The organism is Microbacterium sp. str. 'China' (assembly GCF_002993305.1).
Classification (GTDB): Bacteria; Actinomycetota; Actinomycetes; order Actinomycetales; family Microbacteriaceae; genus Microbacterium; species Microbacterium paraoxydans.
In genome coordinates, this window is record NZ_CP027434.1 from 1291955 (window position 1) to 1310377 (window position 18423).

Genomic DNA, 18423 nt, shown 5'->3' on the forward strand with positions numbered 1-18423 from the left:
GTCCGTGGCGCCGGGCTCTACGCTGGGGGCATGCTGCGCAGCCTCACCAACGTGCCCCGCGACTACGCCTGGGGATCGTCCTCCCTCCTCGCCGAGCTCGAAGGCCGCACCCCGACGGGCGCGCCGGAGGCCGAGGTGTGGTTCGGCGATCACCCCGGCGATCCCGCCGACCTCGCGGACGGCGGGACGCTGGACGAGGTGACCGGGGGCTCGCTGCCGTACCTGCTGAAGCTCCTCGCCGCCGCGCGGCCCTTGTCGATCCAGGTGCACCCGACCAGGGAGCAGGCGGAGGAGGGCTGGGCGCGGGAGAGCGCGCTGCCGTTGGACGACCCGCGGCGGAACTACCGCGACGCCAACCACAAGCCGGAGCTCATCGTCGCCCTGAGTGACCGCTTCGAGTCGCTCAGCGGCCTGCGTCCGGTCGCGGACACCCTGCGAATTCTCGACTCCCTCGACGACGTCCCCGGCGTGCGGGCCCTGCGGGAGCGGCTCTCGGGCGAGGGCGACCCGCTCGGGGACGCGATCGGCTGGCTGCTCGGAGGGCAGGCGCAGGGCCACGTCGACGAGATCATCTCCGCCGTCGTCGGCGCCGCCGCCGGGGAGGCGGGGGAGGAGGAGCCGGCTCTGCGGGCCGTGGCCGCGATCGCCGAGACCTCGCCGGGCGACCCGGGGGTCGTCGTCGCCCTGCTCATGAACCACGTGGTACTGCGCCGCGGCGAAGGCGTCTTCCTGCGGGCCGGACTGCTGCACGCATACCTTTCCGGCCTCGGCGTGGAGATCATGGCGGCGAGCGACAACGTGCTCCGCGGTGGTCTGACCCCCAAGCGCATCGATGTCCCCGAGCTGCTCGCCGTGCTGGACACCACCCCCGGCGAGGTCCCGGTGCTGCGGCAGACGGGCGACGAAGCCGTGACGACGTACCCGGTTCCCGTGCCCGACTTCGCCCTCCGACGGGTCCGGATCGATGGCGCGGCGGTCACCCTGGACGTCTCCGGCCCGACCATGGTGCTGGCCACGGCCGGCTCCGTCCACGTGACCGCGGAGTCCGGCGCGGAGACCGCCGTCCCGGTCGGCACGGCGGCGTTCGCCGACGCCGACGAGCGCTCCCTCACGCTCTCCGGTGCGGGTGAGGCCTTCGTCGCGACCCCCGGCCGCTGAGACGTCATCCCCGGGGCCGCGACACGCCGAGGAACGTCCAAGAACCTTCAAGAATCGCTTGAGGGTTTACGATCCGCGACTTGACCCGAGCGAATGACACGGGTGTAATTAGGTGAGCACGGCCCGCCAGGGGGGCGGTTTCTGAAGGGTTGGAGGTCGAGATGACGGGTTACCGTTCCGATGTGCCGGAGAACTGGTTCGTCGATCCAGTCAACCTCGGTGTCCCCGGGGTCCGCCGGTCCGACCAGGACGACGACAACGCCCTCGCCTGGCAGAGCGATGCGCTCTGCTCGCAGACCGACCCCGAGGCGTTCTTCCCGGAGAAGGGCGGCTCGACGCGGGACGCCAAGCGCATCTGCACGGCGTGCGACGTCCGTGGCGAGTGCCTCGAGTACGCGCTGGCCAACGACGAGCGCTTCGGCATCTGGGGCGGTCTCTCCGAGCGCGAGCGGCGCAAGCTCAAGCGTCGCGCCAGCTGACCCGACTTCGCGGCGCGGCTTCCCGGGCGCGCCGGGAGCGGTGCGCATCCCGGCGTGACGCCCCGCATAGGCTGACCACGTCATGCCAGCCCGAGTTCATGCCCTCATCGTCGCGCGCCCCGGCCCCTCCGCCCGCGCCCAGCTCCTCCGCACGCTCGACGCCGTGCGCTCGCAGACGCTCCCGCCCGCGGCCGTCACACTGATCATCTGCGGCGACGCCACCACCGCACGGGAGAGCGAAGCCGTCGCCGCCACCGTCGAGGGCATCATCGAGGCGCGCGCGTCGACCTCGTTCGCCGAGGCCCTCGATCTGGCGCGCCCGCGCGTCCTCGACGGATCGGCGATCTGGATCCTCGCGCAGGACACCGCCCCGCACCCGCGTGCGCTGGAGCGTCTCACCGGCATGCTGGAGCGGTCGCCGTCCGCCGCGATCATCGCGCCGAAACTCGTCGCCACCGACAATGAGCGCGAGATCGTCTCCTTGGGCGTGAGCATGACCACGTTCGGCCGCTCGGTCGAGCTGGCGGCGGGGGAGTTGGACCAGGGCCAGCACGACCGGATGGACGACGCCCTCGGCGCCGACATCCGGGGCCTGCTCATTCGCGGAGAGGTGCGCGAGGCGCTTCGCCCCGATCCTGCCCTCGGGGGTGCGGACGAAGGCCTCGACCTCGGCGTGCGGGCGCGACTCGGAGGCGGCCGTGTCGTCCTCGCTCCGGCTGCGAGGGTCTCCGCCGCTCCGGACGGCCCTGCGGCGCTCCCGGCGGGACGGGCGCGCCGTGCCTTCGTCACCCGCCTCGCCCAGCTGCATCGCCGCCTCGCCTATGCGCCTGCCGCCGCCGTGCCGCTGCACTGGCTGACGTTCCTGCCGCTCGCGCTGTGGCGTTCCCTCACCCATCTCATCGGCAAGCGGCCGGAGGCCGTGTTCCCGGAGTGGGGGGCTGCTCTCCTCGCGATGGTCCGTTTCGGCGCCGTCGCCCGATCGCGCGCCCGGATCCGTTCGTTCCGATCCTCCACCTGGGCGAGCATCGCCCCGCTGCGCGTCACCCCCGCACAACTGCGTCGCCGGCTCGACGACGGGCACGGCAGCGAGCATGGTGCCGTCAGCGAGCTCCGCTTCTTCTCCGGGGGCGGAGCCTGGGCGGTGCTGGCCGCGCTGGTGGTGAGCATCGCCTCCTTCACGAGTCTCCTGGCCTGGCCGGCGCTGGGAGGCGGTGGACTCCTGCCCTTGCGTGAGACCGTCGGCGCGTTGTGGCAGGACGCGGCATGGGGTCTGCGCGGGATCGGCGTCGATCTCGTCGGACCGGCGGACCCGTTCGCTGCGATCATCGCCGTCCTGGGGTCGCTGTGGCCGGGCGCGCCGTCCTTCGCGATGGTGCTGCTGTGGATCCTCGCGCTGCCGCTCGCCGTCCTCGGCGGATGGTTCGCCGCGACCCGGGTCACCGATCGGGCCGGACTGCGCATCTTCGCCGGCATCGCGTGGGCGCTCGCGCCGACTTTCCTCACCGCGCTCGTGGACGGGCGGCCTTCTGCCGTGCTCGTCCACCTGCTGCTCCCGTGGCTGTTCCACTCGGCGGTGGTCGCCCACCGATCCTGGGGCGCGGCCGGCAGTGCGTCCCTGCTCCTGGCGGCGGTCGTCGCCTGTGCACCGGTCCTGGCTCCGGCCCTCGCGCTGCTGTGGGTCGTGGCTCTGGGGATCGTGCTCGGCACGGCGCAGTTCCGAGGTGCGGGTCGCCTGCTCTGGCTTCCCCTGCCCACCGCGGTGCTGTTCGCTCCGCTGATCTTCTGGCAGCTCGCCCACGGCAGCGCGCTCGGTCTGCTCGCCGATCCCGGCCTGACGTGGCTGGGGCCGCAGGCGTCGGCCGACGCCGCCGGACGCCTGGCGATCGCCGGGGGCTTCCCGACGAACGATCTGGCGGGCTGGGCGAGCGTCGTCCCCGGAACCTGGGCGGCGCTGCTCTGCGCACCGCTCGCGCTGCTCGCGCTGGGGTCCGCCGTCTCCCCTCGATGGCGGGCGGGCATCACCCTGCTGGTCGTCGCGCTCAGCGGACTGGCAACCGCCTTTCTCGCCGTCGGGATCAGCGTCGCCGCCGCGGGGGGCACCCCGGTGCCGATCTGGCCCGGCACCGGTCTGAGCCTCGCCTGGATCGGCGTCGTGGGTGCCGCGACGATCACGCTCGACACGGCGATCACGCTGCCGCGCCTGCGCGTCGCCGCCACAGGGGTGGCCGCCCTCGCCCTCGTGGCGTGCGCTGTCCCTGCTCTCACCGCCTTCCACACCGACCGCTCCGCACTGACGAACGGCCCCGAGTCCACCCTTCCCGCCTATGTGCGAGCCCAGGCGGCAGGGGACCGGCCGATCTCCACTCTCATCCTCACGCCCCAGAACGACGGCGGTCTCGCTGTCGTCGTGGTGCGCGGTCCCAGCGAGACCCTCGGCTCGCAGACCACGATGCTCTCGACGGCGATCGAACCGCAGGGGACCGACATCGCGACTCTCGCCGTCGACCTCATCTCCGCCCGCGACTTCGACGCGCCGGCGGAACTGCTCGCGCAGGGGATCAGCTACGTCCTCCTCGCGGAGGCGCCGGGCGAGGGGGATCGCGCACGCACACTGCGCACGGCGTCCGTAGCCGCGATCGACCAACGGGCCGGCCTCGTGCAGGCCGGGTCGACGGATCGAGGAGTCCTCTGGCGCCTCGAGGGCGAGCCGGCGGCGTCGGCATCGCTGAGCGCGACCCAGGAGGGCACCGCCCGGCTCGTCGTGACGGTGCAGCTCCTGGTCCTGCTCGCCGCGCTGCTCCTGTCCATCCCGACGCGCGCGTCGCGTCGGGCGGCGAGGGCGCAGTCGCGGATCGTCGGCAGGGCGCCGGAGGAGCCGCTGGTGCTCCCGCGGCATGCGGAGGACACCGTGCCAGACGCGGCCGACGTGCCGCCGGTCGGCACCGTCGAGGATCCGCAGGACGAGCCCGCGCTGGCCGACGAGGCGCTCGCCCCGATCGCCGACGCGCACCCGACCGACGAAGACCATGACGACGTGCCGGACGGCGCTCCGACCGAGGACCGTGCGTCCGCCGAGAGCCGAGGAAGCACCGGCACCGAGGAGGACCACCGATGACCGGCAACCGTGCGTTCCGCGTCGCCGCGACCAGTGCGCGCGTCGTCACCGGAGTCGTGGTCGCCGCGGCCTGTGTGCTGGGCGTCGCGACCGCCGTGCACGCCCCCTGGCCGACAGTGACGCACGAGCCGGCACAGCAGCAGGTGACTCCGCTCCCGGGGGACAGCGTCCTGGTGTGCGCGGGCGATTTCCGCGCTCTCGGTCGCAACACGGCCGCCCCGTCGGAGATGCGCCGGGCGGCGACTCCTGAACTCACGGCAGGGGGCACGAGCGGTGTCCCGTCGCAGGCGGGGCTCGCCGTCCCGGATCTGGTGGACGGACAGGAGGTGCCCGTGCTCACCGGCGCCGTGGAGGGACGCACGGCGCCGCTCATCGCGGGAGCCGAGTCGTCCACCCTCGCCGCGGACGACCTCGCCGGCTTCGCAGCATCGCCCTGCGGGATCCCGCGGCTGGAGTCGTGGCTCGTCGGAGGGTCGGTGGGCACCGGAGCAGAGGATGTAGTTCTCCTCGCCAACGCGTCCGACGTCCCCGCGACCGTGACCCTCGCGGTCTACGGATCGGCGCGTGGCGGTCGTACGGTCATCGTCCCTCCGCGTACGCAGACGGCGCTGCCGCTGACCTCCATCGCCGCTGGCAACGACATCCCCGTCGTCAAGGTGAGCGCGGTCGGGGCACCGGTCCGCGCCGTCCTGCAGTCCGCGCTGATGCAGGTGCTCGACCCGGTGGGGGCCGACCAGCAGGAAGCGGTGCCCGGGCCCCAGCAGCGCGTCGTGCTCCCGGGCGTGCAGGCGTTCGCCGCGACGGGGGACCAGGGAGACATGACGGTGCTGCGACTGCTTGCTCCCGGCGCGGACGCGGTCGCCCAGGTCCGCGTGACCGCCGAGGGCGGCGGTGCCGGTCTGGACGAGTTCACGGTGCCGCTGACCGCGGACGAGCCGGCCCAGGTCTCGCTCAGCGGCCTCGAGCCCGGGACGTACACCGTGGAGATCGAGGCCGACGCCCCGGTCATCGCGGGAGCCCGTCAGCAGGACGGCTTCGGAGCGGATTCCGACTTCGCGTGGGTCACCCCCGCCCCCGAGATCGATGCGGAGGTCGCGTTCGCGGTGCCGTCCGGTCCGTCTCCGCGACTCCAGCTGGCCAACTCGTCCGACGAGGACACCACCGTCGCGCTCTCGTCCGTCGACGGGGGGTCGCCGCAGGAGATCGTCATCCCGGCGGGGGAGACCCGCGGCATCGACGTCGCGCCCGACACGACCTATCTGCTCCGTCCCTCCGGCGAGGTGCACGCCGCCGTCACGATGACCGCGCCCGGCGCCGTGGCCGTGCTTCCGGTCCCGCCGTCCCCTGGCGTCGAGACGTCGATCACCGTCTACCCCTGACGAGCCGGATCAGTGGTCGTGGCCGAGATCCCACGGCTCCCGGCCCACGTACTCGGCCGCCGCGCGGAAGACAGCGCTCTCGATCGCCATCCGTCGATGCGCGGCGTCGTCGTGACCGGGCGGAAGAAGGCGTTCGATGGGGATGCGGAAGAGGACGATCCTCCGCTGCTCACGGTCGAGATGCCAGCGCGGCACCTCGCCGTCGGCGTCGTACGACGGCAGCGCACCGATCTCGAACCGGACGTCCTGGAGCTCCGGCCACGTCCCGCGGAGGAACTCGACCGCGGTGCCGACGGTGAGATCGAAGCGATCGATGCGCCCATCCAAAGGGGCGAGCGGAGGCTTGACGACCTCGCTTCGCCCGAGGCGGCCGTGTCGGCCGTGCCTGGCACCGCGGCGAGCGGCGGAGGCGGGGACGGAACGGCGACGGGGCATGTCGAAAAGTCTAGGCGCAGCGGCCGCTTCCGGCGCGGCACCGCCGCCGCGGTCGGATGGAGTCGTACGCTGACGGGGATGGACGGACGACTGTGCTCGAAGGTCGGCTGCGCGCGCGAGGCCGTGGCCACCCTCACGTATGACTACGGCGACCAGATGGCCGCACTCGGCCCGCTCGGCGCGGCGAACGATCCGCAGGCGCACGACCTCTGCGCGCCGCACGCCGACCGGCTCTCGGTCCCCGCGGGATGGCTCGTCGTCCGCCACGAGGCGCTGCGCGCATGAGCGCGGACCGCCCCTGACCGGCGAGGCCGTCAGACGCTGAGACGGCGACCGGTCAGGCGCTCCGCGCGCCGGTCCGCGTTGGCGAGCGCGCGGCGTTCGCGCTCGCGCCGGAGAACGGTGACACCGACCAGGACGAGCTCGGGCGGCGCAGCCGGTAGGGGGGAGATGAAGGGCGCGGCCTCGGTGAGCAGATCGCGGGCTACCCGCTCCCGCGCAGCCGGGAGCATGCGGGGAGCGCTCACGAGGAACTGCGAGATGCGCCGGGCGAGTCGGTCCGGCAGGCGCGCCACATCGGCCGCCTGTGCCCACGCCGTCAGCTGCGGAGGCAGCACCGGTGCGAGCGTGACCAGCTTCGGAGTGCGCACCCGCTGGCTGTACGTGCCGGCGACGAGGTCGCCCAGCCGCTGGGATCGAGCCGTGAAGGCGCCGACGAGCACGGCGAGGCCGCCGAAGGTGAGGTAGATCTCCAGGACGCCGAGCAGCGCGCGGATGAACGCGTGGCGGAATCCGGCGGCTCCGCCGTCCATCCGCACGATCCTGCCGCCGACGGCGAGTTTTCCGAGGCTCCGTCCCTTCAGCGCCACCTCCATCGTGATCGGCAGGATCACGAAGCTGATGACGAGGGAAGCCACGAGGGCGATGCGGTCGGTCGCCGGGTCGAGCACGCCGATGTCGAGGAGCCAGATGCGCAGGAGGATCGACCCGACGAAGACGGCATAGCCGAGCAACATGTCGATGACGGCCCCGGCCGCCCGAAGGAGGAACCCCACGGGCTGGACGTCGATCGCGACCGCCTCCCCGGAGAGCACTTCGTCGGAGACGTCGATCTGCGCGGACATGAGTACAGTAAATCAGGTGGATGCCGATGCCCTCACCGATGCGCGCCGGTCCGAATGGGAACGGTTGGACACCCTCAGTCGCGCCCGTCTGGACGGCGCCGGTGTCGATGAGCTCATCGTGCGGTACCGCGCCGCCTCGGCCGATCTCGCGGAGCTCAAGACGTCGGTCGGGGAGTCGCCGCAAGGCGCCTACCTCTCCACGATCCTCGTGCGCGCGCGGCTCCGGCTCACGGGTGCTGCCGACAGCATCCTCACGCAGACGTCGCGGTTCTTCCGTCTCCAACTGCCCGCAGCCCTCTACCGGCTGCGGTGGACGACCCTCGTCATCGCTCTCGCCTTCGTGGCCGTCGCCGTCGGCACCGCGGCCTGGATCGCGAGCGACCCCGCCCTCGTCGCCACTCTCGGGCCGCCCGACGCCCTTCAGCAGTACGCCGACGAGAGCTTCACGGGGTACTACACCGAGAACCCGGCAGCAGTGTTCATGGGCATGGTCTGGACGAACAACGCCTGGATCGCGATGCAGTGCGTGCTGTTCGGGGTGACCGGCATCTGGCCCGTCTACATGCTCGTGCAGAACGCCATGGGGCTGGGCACGTCCGGTGCGGTCATGGCGGTCCACGACAAGGCCGACCTCATGGTCCTGTACATCCTTCCGCACGGCATGCTCGAGATGACGTGCATCTTCGTCGCTGCGGCCGCCGGTCTGCACATGTTCTGGGCCTGGGTCGCCCCGGGCCACCGCACGCGCGGCGAGGCGCTCGCGGAGGAGGGCAGGGCGCTGGCCACCGTCGCCCTCGGTCTCGTGTTCGCGCTCTTCCTCTCCGGACTCGTCGAGGGTTTCGTCACCGGATGGGCCCTGCCCTGGCCGGTCAAGATCGGCATCGGTGCCGCGGCCCTCGCGGTCTTCCTCATCTACATGCTCGTGATCGGCCGACGCGCTTCTCGTCGCGGCGAGACCGGTGATCTCGTGGAGTACGAGTCCGGCACGCCGCGGCTCGTCGCCGGGTGAGGGTCGGCGTCCGCGGTCAGAGCCGCCCCGCCGCCTTGAGCTCGAGGTAGCGGTCGGCGATCCGCGGCGGGAGGTCTTCGGGGTCCGCGGCGATGGCCTCGCCGCCGGCCCGACGGATCGCGTCCGCGACGTTCTCGGCGTCCCGGAGCGTGCGCTCGGCGGCGGCGGCGAGATAGACGTCCTCGCGTGATCCTCGGGCGCGGGCCAGCGCGGCGATGCCGTCATCGGTCACCGACCCGACGAGCACCGTCGTCGCGCGCGAGGCGTCAGGGAAGGCCCCGAGGAAGCCCCGGGCGGACTCGGCCGCGTCCTGAGCGGTGAGCACGACGACGAGGGACGGCCGCGTCGTCAGCGTGCGCACCGCCGCGAAGGCCGCATGCCAGTCCGTGTCGACGAGGCGGGCGTGCACCGGAGCCATCGCATCGGTGAGCGCGGGCAGGAGCGCGGCGCCGTCCACTCCGGTCACCCGTGCCCGGGTGACCCGGTCGTGCATGAGGAGGTGGACGTGATCCCCCGCCCGTGCGGCGAGCGCCGACAGCAGGAGCGCCGCCTCCAACGCCGCATCGAGCCGCGTGCCGTCACCGACCCTGGCGGCAGCCGTGCGCCCGGTGTCGACGATGAGGACCACATGCCGGTCCCGCTCGGGACGCCACGTGCGGAGCATCGTCGTGCCCGCCCGCGCCGTCGCCCGCCAGTCGATGGAGCGCACGTCGTCGCCGCGGACGTACTCGCGCAGCGAGTCGAACTCGGTGCCCTGGCCGCGGACCTGGATGCTCGTGTTGCCGTCGAGCTCGCGCAGGCGCGCCAACCGGGAGGGCAGATGCTTGCGCGAGGTGAAGGCGGGGAGCACGCGGATCGCGCCGCGGACGGGGTGCTGCGCCTGTCGGCCGGCGAGCCGCAGGGGCCCTCGGGAACGGAGCGCGACGAAGGCACTGACGAGCTCGCCCCGGCGCCGCGGACGCAGGGGGATGTCCACCCGCCGTCGTTCGCCGGGCGGGACGCGCAGGTGCTGCCGCTCGGATGGCGCTCCCGCGGTGGGCTGCCAGGCGTCGCGGAGGAGGACGTCGAGCATCCGCGTCCCCCGGTTCTGCACCGCCACGCTGACCGGGATCAACTCGCCGAGGCGCGCGCGCGACGGGACACGACGGGTGACGGTCGCCGCGCGCGGGTCGCCTGCGAAGACGAGATCGACGGCGACGAGGAGGACGCAGAGACCGATCCACCCGCCCAGGACGGCGTAGGGTGGGAAGCCCGCCAGTCCGGCGAGGACCAGCGGCACGATGCCGACGGCGAGGGCGACGGCGAGACGGCCCGTGACGAACACCTAGATCGGCACCCGGGTCTGCTGGACCACCGACGTCAGCACGGCGTCCGCGGACACGCCCTCCATCTGGGCGTCGGGGCGGAGCTGCAGGCGATGCCGCCACACCGGGACGAGCATCGTCTGGACGTGGTCCGGGGTCACAGCGGTGGAGGCGTTCAGCCACGCCCAGGCCTTCGCCGCGGCGAGGAGGCCGGTCGAGGCGCGCGGGCTGGCGCCGAGCTCCACGGATGGCGACTGCCGGGTCGCCCGGGCCAGATCGACCACATAGCCGAGGACGTCGTCGGTCACGTCCACCCGGGCTGCGGCGCGCTGGGCGGCGCGGATCTCGTCGGCGCCGATCACCGCCTCCACTCCCGTGAGTTCGCGCGGGGAGAAGCCTTGCGCATGGCGCCGGAGCACGGCCACCTCGGCATCGCGTTCCGGCATGCCGACCACGAGCTTCATCAGGAAGCGGTCGAGCTGGGCCTCCGGCAGCGAATACGTCCCCTCGTGCTCGATCGGGTTCTGCGTCGCGGCGACGAGGAAGGGGTCGGGCAGCGCGCGGCTCACGCCGTCCGCCGAGACCTGGCGTTCCTCCATCGCCTCCAGGAGCGCCGCCTGGGTCTTCGGCGGAGTGCGGTTGATCTCGTCCGCCAGCAGGATGTGGGTGAAGACCGGTCCCGCGCGGAAGTCGAACTCCCCGGTCCGGGCGTCATAGACGAGAGACCCTGTGACGTCACCCGGCATCAGGTCGGGCGTGAACTGTACCCGCTTGGTGTCGAGGCCCAATGCGCGTGCGAACGAGCGCACGACGAGGGTCTTCGCCACCCCCGGCACCCCTTCCAGCAGCACGTGGCCGCGGGCCAGGAGCGACACCAGCAGGCCGGTGACCGTGCCGGCCTGGCCCACCACCGCTTTGTCGACCTCGGTGCGGACGCGGTGCATGGCCTGCCGCAGTGCGGCGTCGTCGGCGGGACTGTTCTCGTCGGTCACGGGGTCTCCTCGGCTTCGGTCGTGAAAGGGATGCGGGGTGGACGGATGCTCATGAGCGGCTTCCCGGGGACTGTGTGCTCGTCTCCACGGCTGTCTCCAGCTCGTCCAGGCGTCGGGCGAGGGCGACGAGCGCGGCGTCATCGCCGGGCGGCGGCCCCGCCAGAAGGCTCTGCAGTGTGCCGCGGGGGATCCGGAGGCGATCGGCGGCGGCGTCGGCGATCTCGTCGGCGTCCGCATGCACGGCCAGCCCGAGACGTCGCGCGAGTCGTCTTCGGGTGCCTTCTCGGAGCGCTTCGGCGGCGTGCGGGGCGTCGGCGGCCCTGGCGGTGAGGCGGGCGCGTCCGTGCATGGTCTCCGACGCACGCACGGTGACGGGGAGCGTCTCGGCGACGAGCGGACCGAATCGCCGGCCTCGGGCGACTGCGACGGCGAGGCCGGCGGTGAGCAGCAGCAGGATCGCCGGCGTGACCCATTCGGGGGTGAGCGTGCCGAGGGTGTCGGGGGAGGAGGTCTCGATATCGGTGTCTTCGAAGGAAGGCACGTACCAGACGACCCGGTCGGTCTGCCCGAGCAGGGCGAGGGCGAGCGCGGCGTTGCCGTCTTCGGCGAGAGCCGCGTTGCTGAACAGCTTCACTCCCTCGACGACCGCGCGGTATCCGTTCCTCTCGTCGACGAGGACGGCCGCGGCGCCGTCTTCGCCGAAGCAGCCGGTGACGCCGTCGGCGGGGGTGAAGAGCCGATCGGGGCGGATGTCGCCGACCTCGGCGAAGGCGGGCATGGCGCACCCGGCTGATCGCGGCGACGCCGGGCCGGAGGCGTTCTCACCGATGGCGAGCTCGCTCAGCAGGTGCGTCCCGGTGGAGAGGAAGACGACACGGTCGGCCGGGGCGAGGAGATCCGCCAGCGCGTCGTCCGAGAGGGTGTAGGGGTTGGTCAAGACGAGGGTGCTGTCCGCGTCGAGAGCGGCGACGGCTGCGGCCCGGGAGCGGACGACCTCCACCTCGACCCCCTGATCCCGCAGGATCTCGGCCAGGGCGAGAGCGCCGGTTCCCGAGCGGCTCTCCGGATCGAGGGTGCCGCGCGCGCCGGGTCCGCTCGCTGCGAGCTGGGAGGCCGCGAGGGCGACCGTGATCACGAGTGCCGCGACGAGGAGCCATCCGAGGACGGAGGCGGTGCGACGCCGCGGACGCTCGGCGGTGCCGCCGGCGGCGAGGTCGGGTGCGGTCGTCGTCATGCGGGCACCTCCTCGGGGCGGCGGGCACGGAGGCGCTCGTCGGTCGCCGCGAGGTGCCGGTAGTCGTCCTCGGTGGCCGGGTGCCGGAGATAGCGCACATCGTCGAAGCATGCGGCGGCGTGCCGGAGGGCGTCCGCCTCATCGGCGAACACCGCGCTCGCGGAGCGGGCGAGCGATTGTGCGGTCGCGCCGGGCGCCGGATCGATGAGGTCGCGCTCGAGCAGGTTGCGGGCGATCGCGCGATACCGGAGCACGACGGCGGTGTCCCAGTCCTGCTGGCGTGCGCTGCGCTCGGCATCGGCGCGGAGCTGAGCGGCGCTGCGATCGTCGGCGGCGCCGAGCAGGTCTCCCTGGGGGCGGCGGACCGCTCGCGACCGTCGGGGTCGTCCCCAGACGATCAGCGCGGTGACGAGGGCCGCGGCGATGAGGACCGTGACGACGATGAGTGCGGTCGGGCCGACGTTCGCCCCGTTGTCCCCGCTGAAGAGGTCGGTGAGGAATCGCATCACATCGCGGGCGAGCAGATCGAACCAGGTCGGCTTGGCGTCCGCGTACCGCGGGTTGGACAGCTCCTCCTCGGCCCAGCGTCGTGCCTCGTCCCCGTCCGGGACGAAGACGTCGTCGAAGCGCCGCATCATGGCTGCGGGGTGCCGCCCGGAGCCGTCCATCCGCCTCCCGCCTCGGCGGGGGGTGAGGCCGGAGGCGCCGGTGCGGGCGGGGGCGGCGGAGCGAAAGCGGGGGGAGCGGCCGGCGCCGTCTGCGCGCCGGGCGCGGGCGGCGGCGCGTACCCGGGGGGACCGTCAGCCGCGGGACCGTACCCGGGGGTGCCGTATCCGGGGGCACCGTATGCCTGCGTCATCATGACGTGCTCCGGCACCTGGCGCGGCGGGGGAGCACTGGTGACTGCTCGCGAGGGATCGACCGCGAACGGATCGCCGAGCTGCTCCTCGGGGACGCCGAAGTCGCGGCGCTCGACATGGGAGAGGAGGGCCTGGTCCAGACCCTCGTAGCGCATCCGGCAGTCGAGGTAGACGAGCACGCCGCCGGTGCTCTGCACGACGATGGCGATCGCCTGCAGGATCAGCAGGAGAACCTGCGGGGCGAGGAGGGCGAAGACGTACCCGACCACCGCGCTCGGCTCACTGGCGCCGGTCGGCGCGATGACGGTGCCGAGGAACGAGGAGAGCATGGCGGTCGGGAAGCTGACCACCTGCATCGCCAGGCCCATGATCAGGCTGATGAGGAACGTCACGCCGAATGCGACCCAGAAGCGGCCGCGGGTCAGGCGCCAGGACCGCACGAACGCCTCGCGGAAGCGGGCGCGCTCCAGCACGAGGATCGAGGGCACGAGCAGCAGCTTGGTCGACAGCCACACCGTGAGCGGGATCGCGGCCAGGCCCAGGAGGACCACGACGAGCACGACGATGCCGATCATCTCCGGGGTGCCGCCGAGGCCGCCGGCGATGAGCGCGCCGATGACACCCGCGACGATCGCGAGGCCGCCGAAGAGGGCGACCACCGAGAGGGACGCGAAACCCGCGAGCCGCCAGAACGCCGGGGCCATCCGGCGCCACAGCATGCGCAGCGTGGCCTTGACGCCGACCGTGGCGTAGCCGACCTCGGCGGCCACGACGCCCTGCATGATCGCGGTGAACGCGATGGACGCGAGCCCGACGAGGAGTCCGGCGAGGAGGTTGATGGCGATCGTGCCGGCGAACACGGCCTCGAAGTCGGGGGAGGAGGGGGAGACCGTCTCCAACCGGGAGAACGTCGTGAACAGGACGACGCCCATCACCCCGGCCGTGGCGATGACCACGATGAGCTGGATGACGACGGCGAACCCGAACAGGACCTTGGGGTTGTGCCGCAGCGCCGCGAAGGCCTTGCCCAGCAGCATGCCGAAGGTCAGCGGGTGAAGGGGGATGATGCCCTTCCGGGGAGCTGGGGTCCACGTCTGGCCGCTCACGGGCCTCCCTCCGTCGTGCGCTCCCATCGTGTCATATCCTCGCGCTGAGGCGCAGACCTGCGGAGGGCGGGACTCGGTGCCATAAGGTAACAGTTATGACCTCACGCATCCTTGTGGTCGACGACGACACCGCGCTCGCCGAGATGATCGGCATCGTGCTGCGCACGGAGGGATTCGAGCCGGTGTTCTGCGCGGACGGCGCGCGCGCCGTCGACGAGTGGCGCGCGCAGCGTCCCGACCTGGTGCTCCTCGACCTGATGCTCCCCGGTATGGACGGCATCGAGATCTGCACGCGGATCCGCGCCGAGTCGGGGGTGCCGATCATCATGCTGACGGCACGCAGCGACACGGCAGACGTGGTGCGCGGTCTCGAGGTCGGGGCCGACGACTACATGGTCAAGCCGTTCAATCCCAAGGAGCTCGTGGCGCGCATCCGCACCCGGCTGCGGCCGACGCCGCAGGCCTCCAGCGAGCAGCTGCGGATCGGCGACCTCACCGTCGACGTGGACGCGCACGAGGTGCGCCGCGGGACGACGCCGATCGCCCTCACGCCGCTGGAGTTCCAGCTCCTCGTGGCCCTCGCCTCCAAGCCCCAGCAGGTGTTCTCCCGGGAGATGCTCCTCGAGCAGGTCTGGGGCTACCACTACAAGGCCGACACCCGGCTCGTGAACGTGCACGTGCAGCGCCTGCGGGCGAAGGTGGAACTCGACCCGGACAACCCCAAGATCGTCATGACGGTCCGCGGCGTCGGCTACCGCGCCGGCAGCGTCACCTAGGGACCCCATGGCCGCGACGACAGCGACCACGGCCGTCGCCGTCCTCCGCGACTGGCGCGGTTGGCCGGACGTGCTGGCGGCGCTGTGGCGACGGTCGCTCCGGTTCCGCACCCTCGCGATCACCCTGGTCGCCACGTCGTTGGCGATCTTCATCACGTGCGTCACGATGGCGCTCGTCATCCAGAACGACCTCTTCGTGTCCCGGAAGAACGTCGCGCTGGAGGACGCACGGCGAGCGGTGGACCAGGCGCAGTCGCTCCTGGACGTGGCGGAGGTGGGCGACGATCCCGCCGCTCTGACCGATCTGTGGAACGGCATCCCCGACACCCTCTCCCGGACGTCGAGTGCCGACCTGCTCGCCGGCTTCAAGATCCAGGACGGCTCGGGGGCGGTCCGGCTCAACGGCTTCACCGCCGGGCTCACGCCGGATCTGCTGAGCCCCGAGCTGCAGGCCAGGGTTCGCGAGTTCGACGACCGGCAGGCCTGGCAGTCCGTCGCCCTGCCCACGGAGGACGGCGGCGTGGTGCCGGGCATCGTCGTGGGGCAGCAGCTCCAGGTGCCGCAGGCCGGATCCTTCGAGATCTACTTCGCCTACGACCTCGCCGACGCCGACCAGACCCTCGTCTTCGTGCAGCGCACCCTGTGGATCGCCGGGATCGGGCTGGTGGCCATCGTCGCGGCCATCTCCTGGATCGTGCTGCGGACGGTGTCCACTCCGATCGTCCAGGCAGCGGAGACGAGCGCACGGCTCGCGGCGGGCGATCTCGGGGTGCGGCTGGAGGTGCACGGCGAGGACGAGCTCGCGACCCTCGGCCGCTCCTTCAATGCGATGGCCGACAGCATCGAGGCGCAGATCAAGGAGCTCGGCGAGCTGTCCATGGTCCAGCAGCGCTTCGTGTCCGACGTGTCGCACGAGCTCAGGACCCCGCTGACGACGATCCGCCTCGCCGCCGACATGCTCAACGACCAGCGCGACGAGTTCGACCCCACGACCGCACGCACCGCCGAGCTCCTGCACGCGCAGGTGCAGCGGTTCGACACGCTGCTGGCCGACCTGCTGGAGATCAGCCGCTACGACGCGGGGTCCGTGCAGCTCGAGCTGGAGGCGACGAGTCTCGCGCAGCTCGCCGAGGACGTCATCGAGCAGATGCGGCCGCTCGCGGAAGGACACGGCACGGAGGTCCGCCTGGTGGCGCCGGGGGGTTACTCGCCGGTGGACATGGACCCGCGCCGCGTGCGGCGGGTGCTGCGCAATCTCATCGGCAACGCGATCGAGCATGGAGAGGGACGCCCGGTCGTCGTCACGGTGGACAGCAACCAGCATGCGGTGGCGGCGGGTGTCCGCGACTTCGGGCTCGGCATGGACCCCGGGGACGCGGAACGGGTGTTCGATCGTTTCTGGCGGGCCGATCCGTCGCGTCAGCGCACCATCGGCGGCACGGGGCTCGGTCTGTCGATCGCCCTCGGCGACGCCACACTCCACGGCGGGACCCTGGCGGTCTGGTCGGAGCTCGGCGTCGGCTCGCACTTCGTGCTCACCATCCCGCGCCACGACGGAGTGCTGGACGGTCCGAGCCCGATCCCGGTGGAGCCGCAGGAGCCGCTCGCCGAACTCGGCGATGCCACGCAGCCGATCTCCATCGCCGAGGCGTACTCCGATCTGCTCGACGGGAAGGATCAGTCATGAGCACGCGCATGAGGAGTCGATTCGTCCGTGGCGCCGCACTGGCGTTGGTCGCGCTCCTGCTTCCCGCGTGCGCCGGGCTGCCGACGAGCGGAGACGTCGCCGTCGGACTGGAGCTGGGGGAGTCGCCTGACGACGTCGATGTGCTCCCGGTGGCCTCCGGTCCCGTGGCGGGGGCGGGGCCGGAAGAGATCGTGGAGGGGTTCCTCGAAGCCGGCATCACCACCTCAGACAACTGGGCGACGGCCCGGGAGTTCCTGGCACCGCCGCTGCAGCGCAGCTGGCGGCCTTCGGCGGGGGTTTCCATCGACGCCGGGCCGGAAGCCCGCACGTTCACCTCCGACCTCGCCGACGACCAGGTCGAAGACGCCGAGGAGGCCGAGGTCCAGGTCCTGCTCGAGCTGGTCGCGAGCGTCGACGACTCCGGGGCGTACAGCGGCGCCCCCGGCGATTCGAGCGTGCCGTTCGCTCTCGCCCGTGGCGAGGACGGCGAGTGGCGGATCACCGAGGCACCGGACGGCGTGGTGATCGACCAGAGCAGGTTCCCGAACGTGTTCGAGGGATACTCGCTGCAATGGTTCGATGCGCGCTGGTCGCGGCTGGTCCCGGACATGCGATGGTTCCCGCGGCGCCAGAGTCCGGCGACGACCGTCACGCAGGCACTCGTCAGCGGGACGCCGGCGGAGTGGCTCGATCCGGCTGTGCAGACGGCTTTCCCCGCAGACGTCCAGCTGGCCCAGGACGCGGTGCTGATCACGGGGCAGGCGGCGGAGGTGGCGTTGACGCGCCCCGCGGCGAGCCTGGACGACACCACCCTGGCCCGGATGCGCACACAGCTGCAAGCCACTCTGAAGGCCGCGGGGGTGAACGTCACCCAGGTGCGTTTCAGCGTCGACGGCCGAGCGCTCGATGCGGGGGTCGTCGACGTCGTGGGCACCACGCCGGAGCCGGGGACGCTCGTGCTGAAGGACGGCAGGTTCGGTCGCATCGTCGGCGACGAGATCGCGTCGATCCCCGGGATCAGTGCGCAGATCCAGGCCGTTCCGCAGCCGATCTCGGCGATCGACGTGGCCGCGGACGATGCGACCGCCGCGTTGCAGCTGGACGACGGCCACGTGTACCTGGTGACCGAGGATGCCCGCAACGAGCTGGACGCGCGCCCGGGTCTCGTGCAGCCGTCCCTCGATCCCTATGGCTACGTGTGGTCGGTGCCCACGGGAGCGCCGCAGGCACTGCTCGCGGTCGGCCCGGACGTCGTCGGGCACGAGGTCGCCGGCGCGTGGCCGAACGCGTCGGCCATCTCCGACATCCGGGTCGCCGCGGACGGCGCCAGGGTCGCGGCGGTGGTGCGCGTCGGCGGCCAGCTCTGGGTCGTCGTCGCGGCGATCGTCCGGGACGGCGCCGGGGTGCCCACAGAGCTCGGTGAGGTACGACAGCTCATCCAGCTCACCGAGCCGTCGACCGGGCTCGTCTGGCTGGGACCCGATCGGCTTGCCGTGCTCACGGACTCCACGACGCCCCGGTTGATCGTGCAGCCGGTCGGCGGACCGGCATCGGCGGAGAGCGCGCCCAGCGATGCCGCGTCCATCGCCGGTGCCAGGACTCCTGCGGGCGTGCGCATCCTGGACACCACGGGGCAGTTGTTCGCGCACGCCGGTTCGGCGTGGCGGGAGATCGCCGAAGAGGTATCCGTCCTCGCCACACGCGCCGGCGAATGACCCTTCCTGCACGGAACGGGATCCCGCTCGATCGATCTCACCGCTGCCAC

Annotated in this window: 16 protein-coding genes; 9 read left to right on the forward strand and 7 right to left on the reverse strand. The window is 72.3% G+C overall.

Annotated features, from left to right (window positions below):
• Positions 1-30: 30 nt before the first annotated feature.
• From manA to C6C15_RS06105, 4 genes are all read left to right on the forward strand, one after another.
• Positions 31-1158, forward strand: coding sequence for a mannose-6-phosphate isomerase, class I (gene manA / locus C6C15_RS06090; protein WP_105949555.1), 1128 nt, complete (start codon positions 31-33; stop codon positions 1156-1158).
• Between the two features lie 161 nt (positions 1159-1319).
• Positions 1320-1637: a WhiB family transcriptional regulator gene (locus C6C15_RS06095; RefSeq protein WP_060921730.1), complete on the forward strand. Its 318-nt coding sequence runs from the start codon at positions 1320-1322 to the stop codon at positions 1635-1637.
• A gap of 82 nt (positions 1638-1719) precedes the next feature.
• Positions 1720-4752: a glycosyltransferase gene (locus C6C15_RS06100; RefSeq protein WP_105949556.1), complete on the forward strand. Its 3033-nt coding sequence runs from the start codon at positions 1720-1722 to the stop codon at positions 4750-4752.
• The gene (locus tag C6C15_RS06105; RefSeq protein WP_105949557.1) at positions 4749-6131 is read left to right on the forward strand and encodes a DUF5719 family protein; all 1383 of its coding nucleotides are present in this window, start codon (positions 4749-4751) and stop codon (positions 6129-6131) included. The genes C6C15_RS06100 and C6C15_RS06105 overlap by 4 nt, the downstream gene beginning before the upstream one ends.
• A 9-nt stretch (positions 6132-6140) precedes the next feature.
• On the opposite strand, the gene C6C15_RS06110 is transcribed toward C6C15_RS06105, so the two are convergent.
• A complete protein-coding gene (locus C6C15_RS06110; protein ID WP_234024223.1) occupies positions 6141-6566 on the reverse strand; it encodes a hypothetical protein in 426 nt (141 codons plus the stop codon).
• Positions 6567-6644: 78 nt separating this feature from the next.
• Here C6C15_RS06110 and C6C15_RS06115 point away from each other — a divergent pair, with 78 nt between their 5' ends.
• Positions 6645-6851, forward strand: coding sequence for a DUF3499 family protein (locus C6C15_RS06115; protein WP_025103036.1), 207 nt, complete (start codon positions 6645-6647; stop codon positions 6849-6851).
• A gap of 29 nt (positions 6852-6880) precedes the next feature.
• Here C6C15_RS06115 and C6C15_RS06120 read toward each other — a convergent pair whose 3' ends face one another.
• Positions 6881-7690: an RDD family protein gene (locus tag C6C15_RS06120; RefSeq protein WP_105949558.1), complete on the reverse strand. Its 810-nt coding sequence runs from the start codon at positions 7688-7690 to the stop codon at positions 6881-6883.
• Positions 7691-7706: 16 nt separating this feature from the next.
• Between C6C15_RS06120 and C6C15_RS06125 the strand changes: the two genes are divergently transcribed.
• Positions 7707-8699 carry a stage II sporulation protein M gene (locus tag C6C15_RS06125; protein WP_105949559.1) on the forward strand — a complete coding sequence of 331 codons (993 nt, stop codon included), beginning with the start codon at positions 7707-7709 and terminating at the stop codon, positions 8697-8699.
• Between the two features lie 16 nt (positions 8700-8715).
• On the opposite strand, the gene C6C15_RS06130 is transcribed toward C6C15_RS06125, so the two are convergent.
• The 5 genes from C6C15_RS06130 to C6C15_RS06150 all read right to left on the reverse strand — a co-directional run bounded on the left by C6C15_RS06130 (position 8716) and on the right by C6C15_RS06150 (position 14195).
• Complete coding sequence (locus C6C15_RS06130) at positions 8716-10023, reverse strand: DUF58 domain-containing protein (protein ID WP_060921726.1); 1308 nt, start codon at positions 10021-10023, stop codon at positions 8716-8718.
• On the reverse strand, positions 10024-10947 hold the full coding sequence (locus tag C6C15_RS06135; RefSeq protein ID WP_231919692.1) for an AAA family ATPase: 924 nt from the start codon (positions 10945-10947) through the stop codon (positions 10024-10026). It lies immediately after the preceding gene.
• Between the two features lie 97 nt (positions 10948-11044).
• Positions 11045-12229: a DUF4350 domain-containing protein gene (locus C6C15_RS06140; RefSeq protein ID WP_105949560.1), complete on the reverse strand. Its 1185-nt coding sequence runs from the start codon at positions 12227-12229 to the stop codon at positions 11045-11047.
• The gene (locus C6C15_RS06145) at positions 12226-12897 is read right to left on the reverse strand and encodes a DUF4129 domain-containing protein (protein ID WP_105949561.1); all 672 of its coding nucleotides are present in this window, start codon (positions 12895-12897) and stop codon (positions 12226-12228) included. Before C6C15_RS06145 ends, C6C15_RS06140 begins: the two co-directional genes overlap by 4 nt.
• Positions 12864-14195 carry a glycerophosphoryl diester phosphodiesterase membrane domain-containing protein gene (locus C6C15_RS06150; RefSeq protein WP_234024224.1) on the reverse strand — a complete coding sequence of 444 codons (1332 nt, stop codon included), beginning with the start codon at positions 14193-14195 and terminating at the stop codon, positions 12864-12866. Before C6C15_RS06150 ends, C6C15_RS06145 begins: the two co-directional genes overlap by 34 nt.
• Before the next feature lie 95 nt (positions 14196-14290).
• Here C6C15_RS06150 and mtrA point away from each other — a divergent pair, with 95 nt between their 5' ends.
• From mtrA to C6C15_RS06165, 3 genes are read left to right on the forward strand one after another with little or no spacing between them, the layout of a single operon-like run.
• Positions 14291-14971 carry an MtrAB system response regulator MtrA gene (gene mtrA / locus C6C15_RS06155; protein ID WP_025103044.1) on the forward strand — a complete coding sequence of 227 codons (681 nt, stop codon included), beginning with the start codon at positions 14291-14293 and terminating at the stop codon, positions 14969-14971.
• A 7-nt stretch (positions 14972-14978) separates the two neighbouring features.
• Positions 14979-16658 (forward strand): MtrAB system histidine kinase MtrB, encoded by a 1680-nt coding sequence (mtrB, locus tag C6C15_RS06160; RefSeq protein ID WP_071328285.1) that lies wholly within the window; start codon positions 14979-14981, stop codon positions 16656-16658.
• Positions 16655-18373 carry an LpqB family beta-propeller domain-containing protein gene (locus C6C15_RS06165; protein WP_105949562.1) on the forward strand — a complete coding sequence of 573 codons (1719 nt, stop codon included), beginning with the start codon at positions 16655-16657 and terminating at the stop codon, positions 18371-18373. The genes mtrB and C6C15_RS06165 overlap by 4 nt, the downstream gene beginning before the upstream one ends.
• Positions 18374-18423 lie beyond the last annotated feature (50 nt).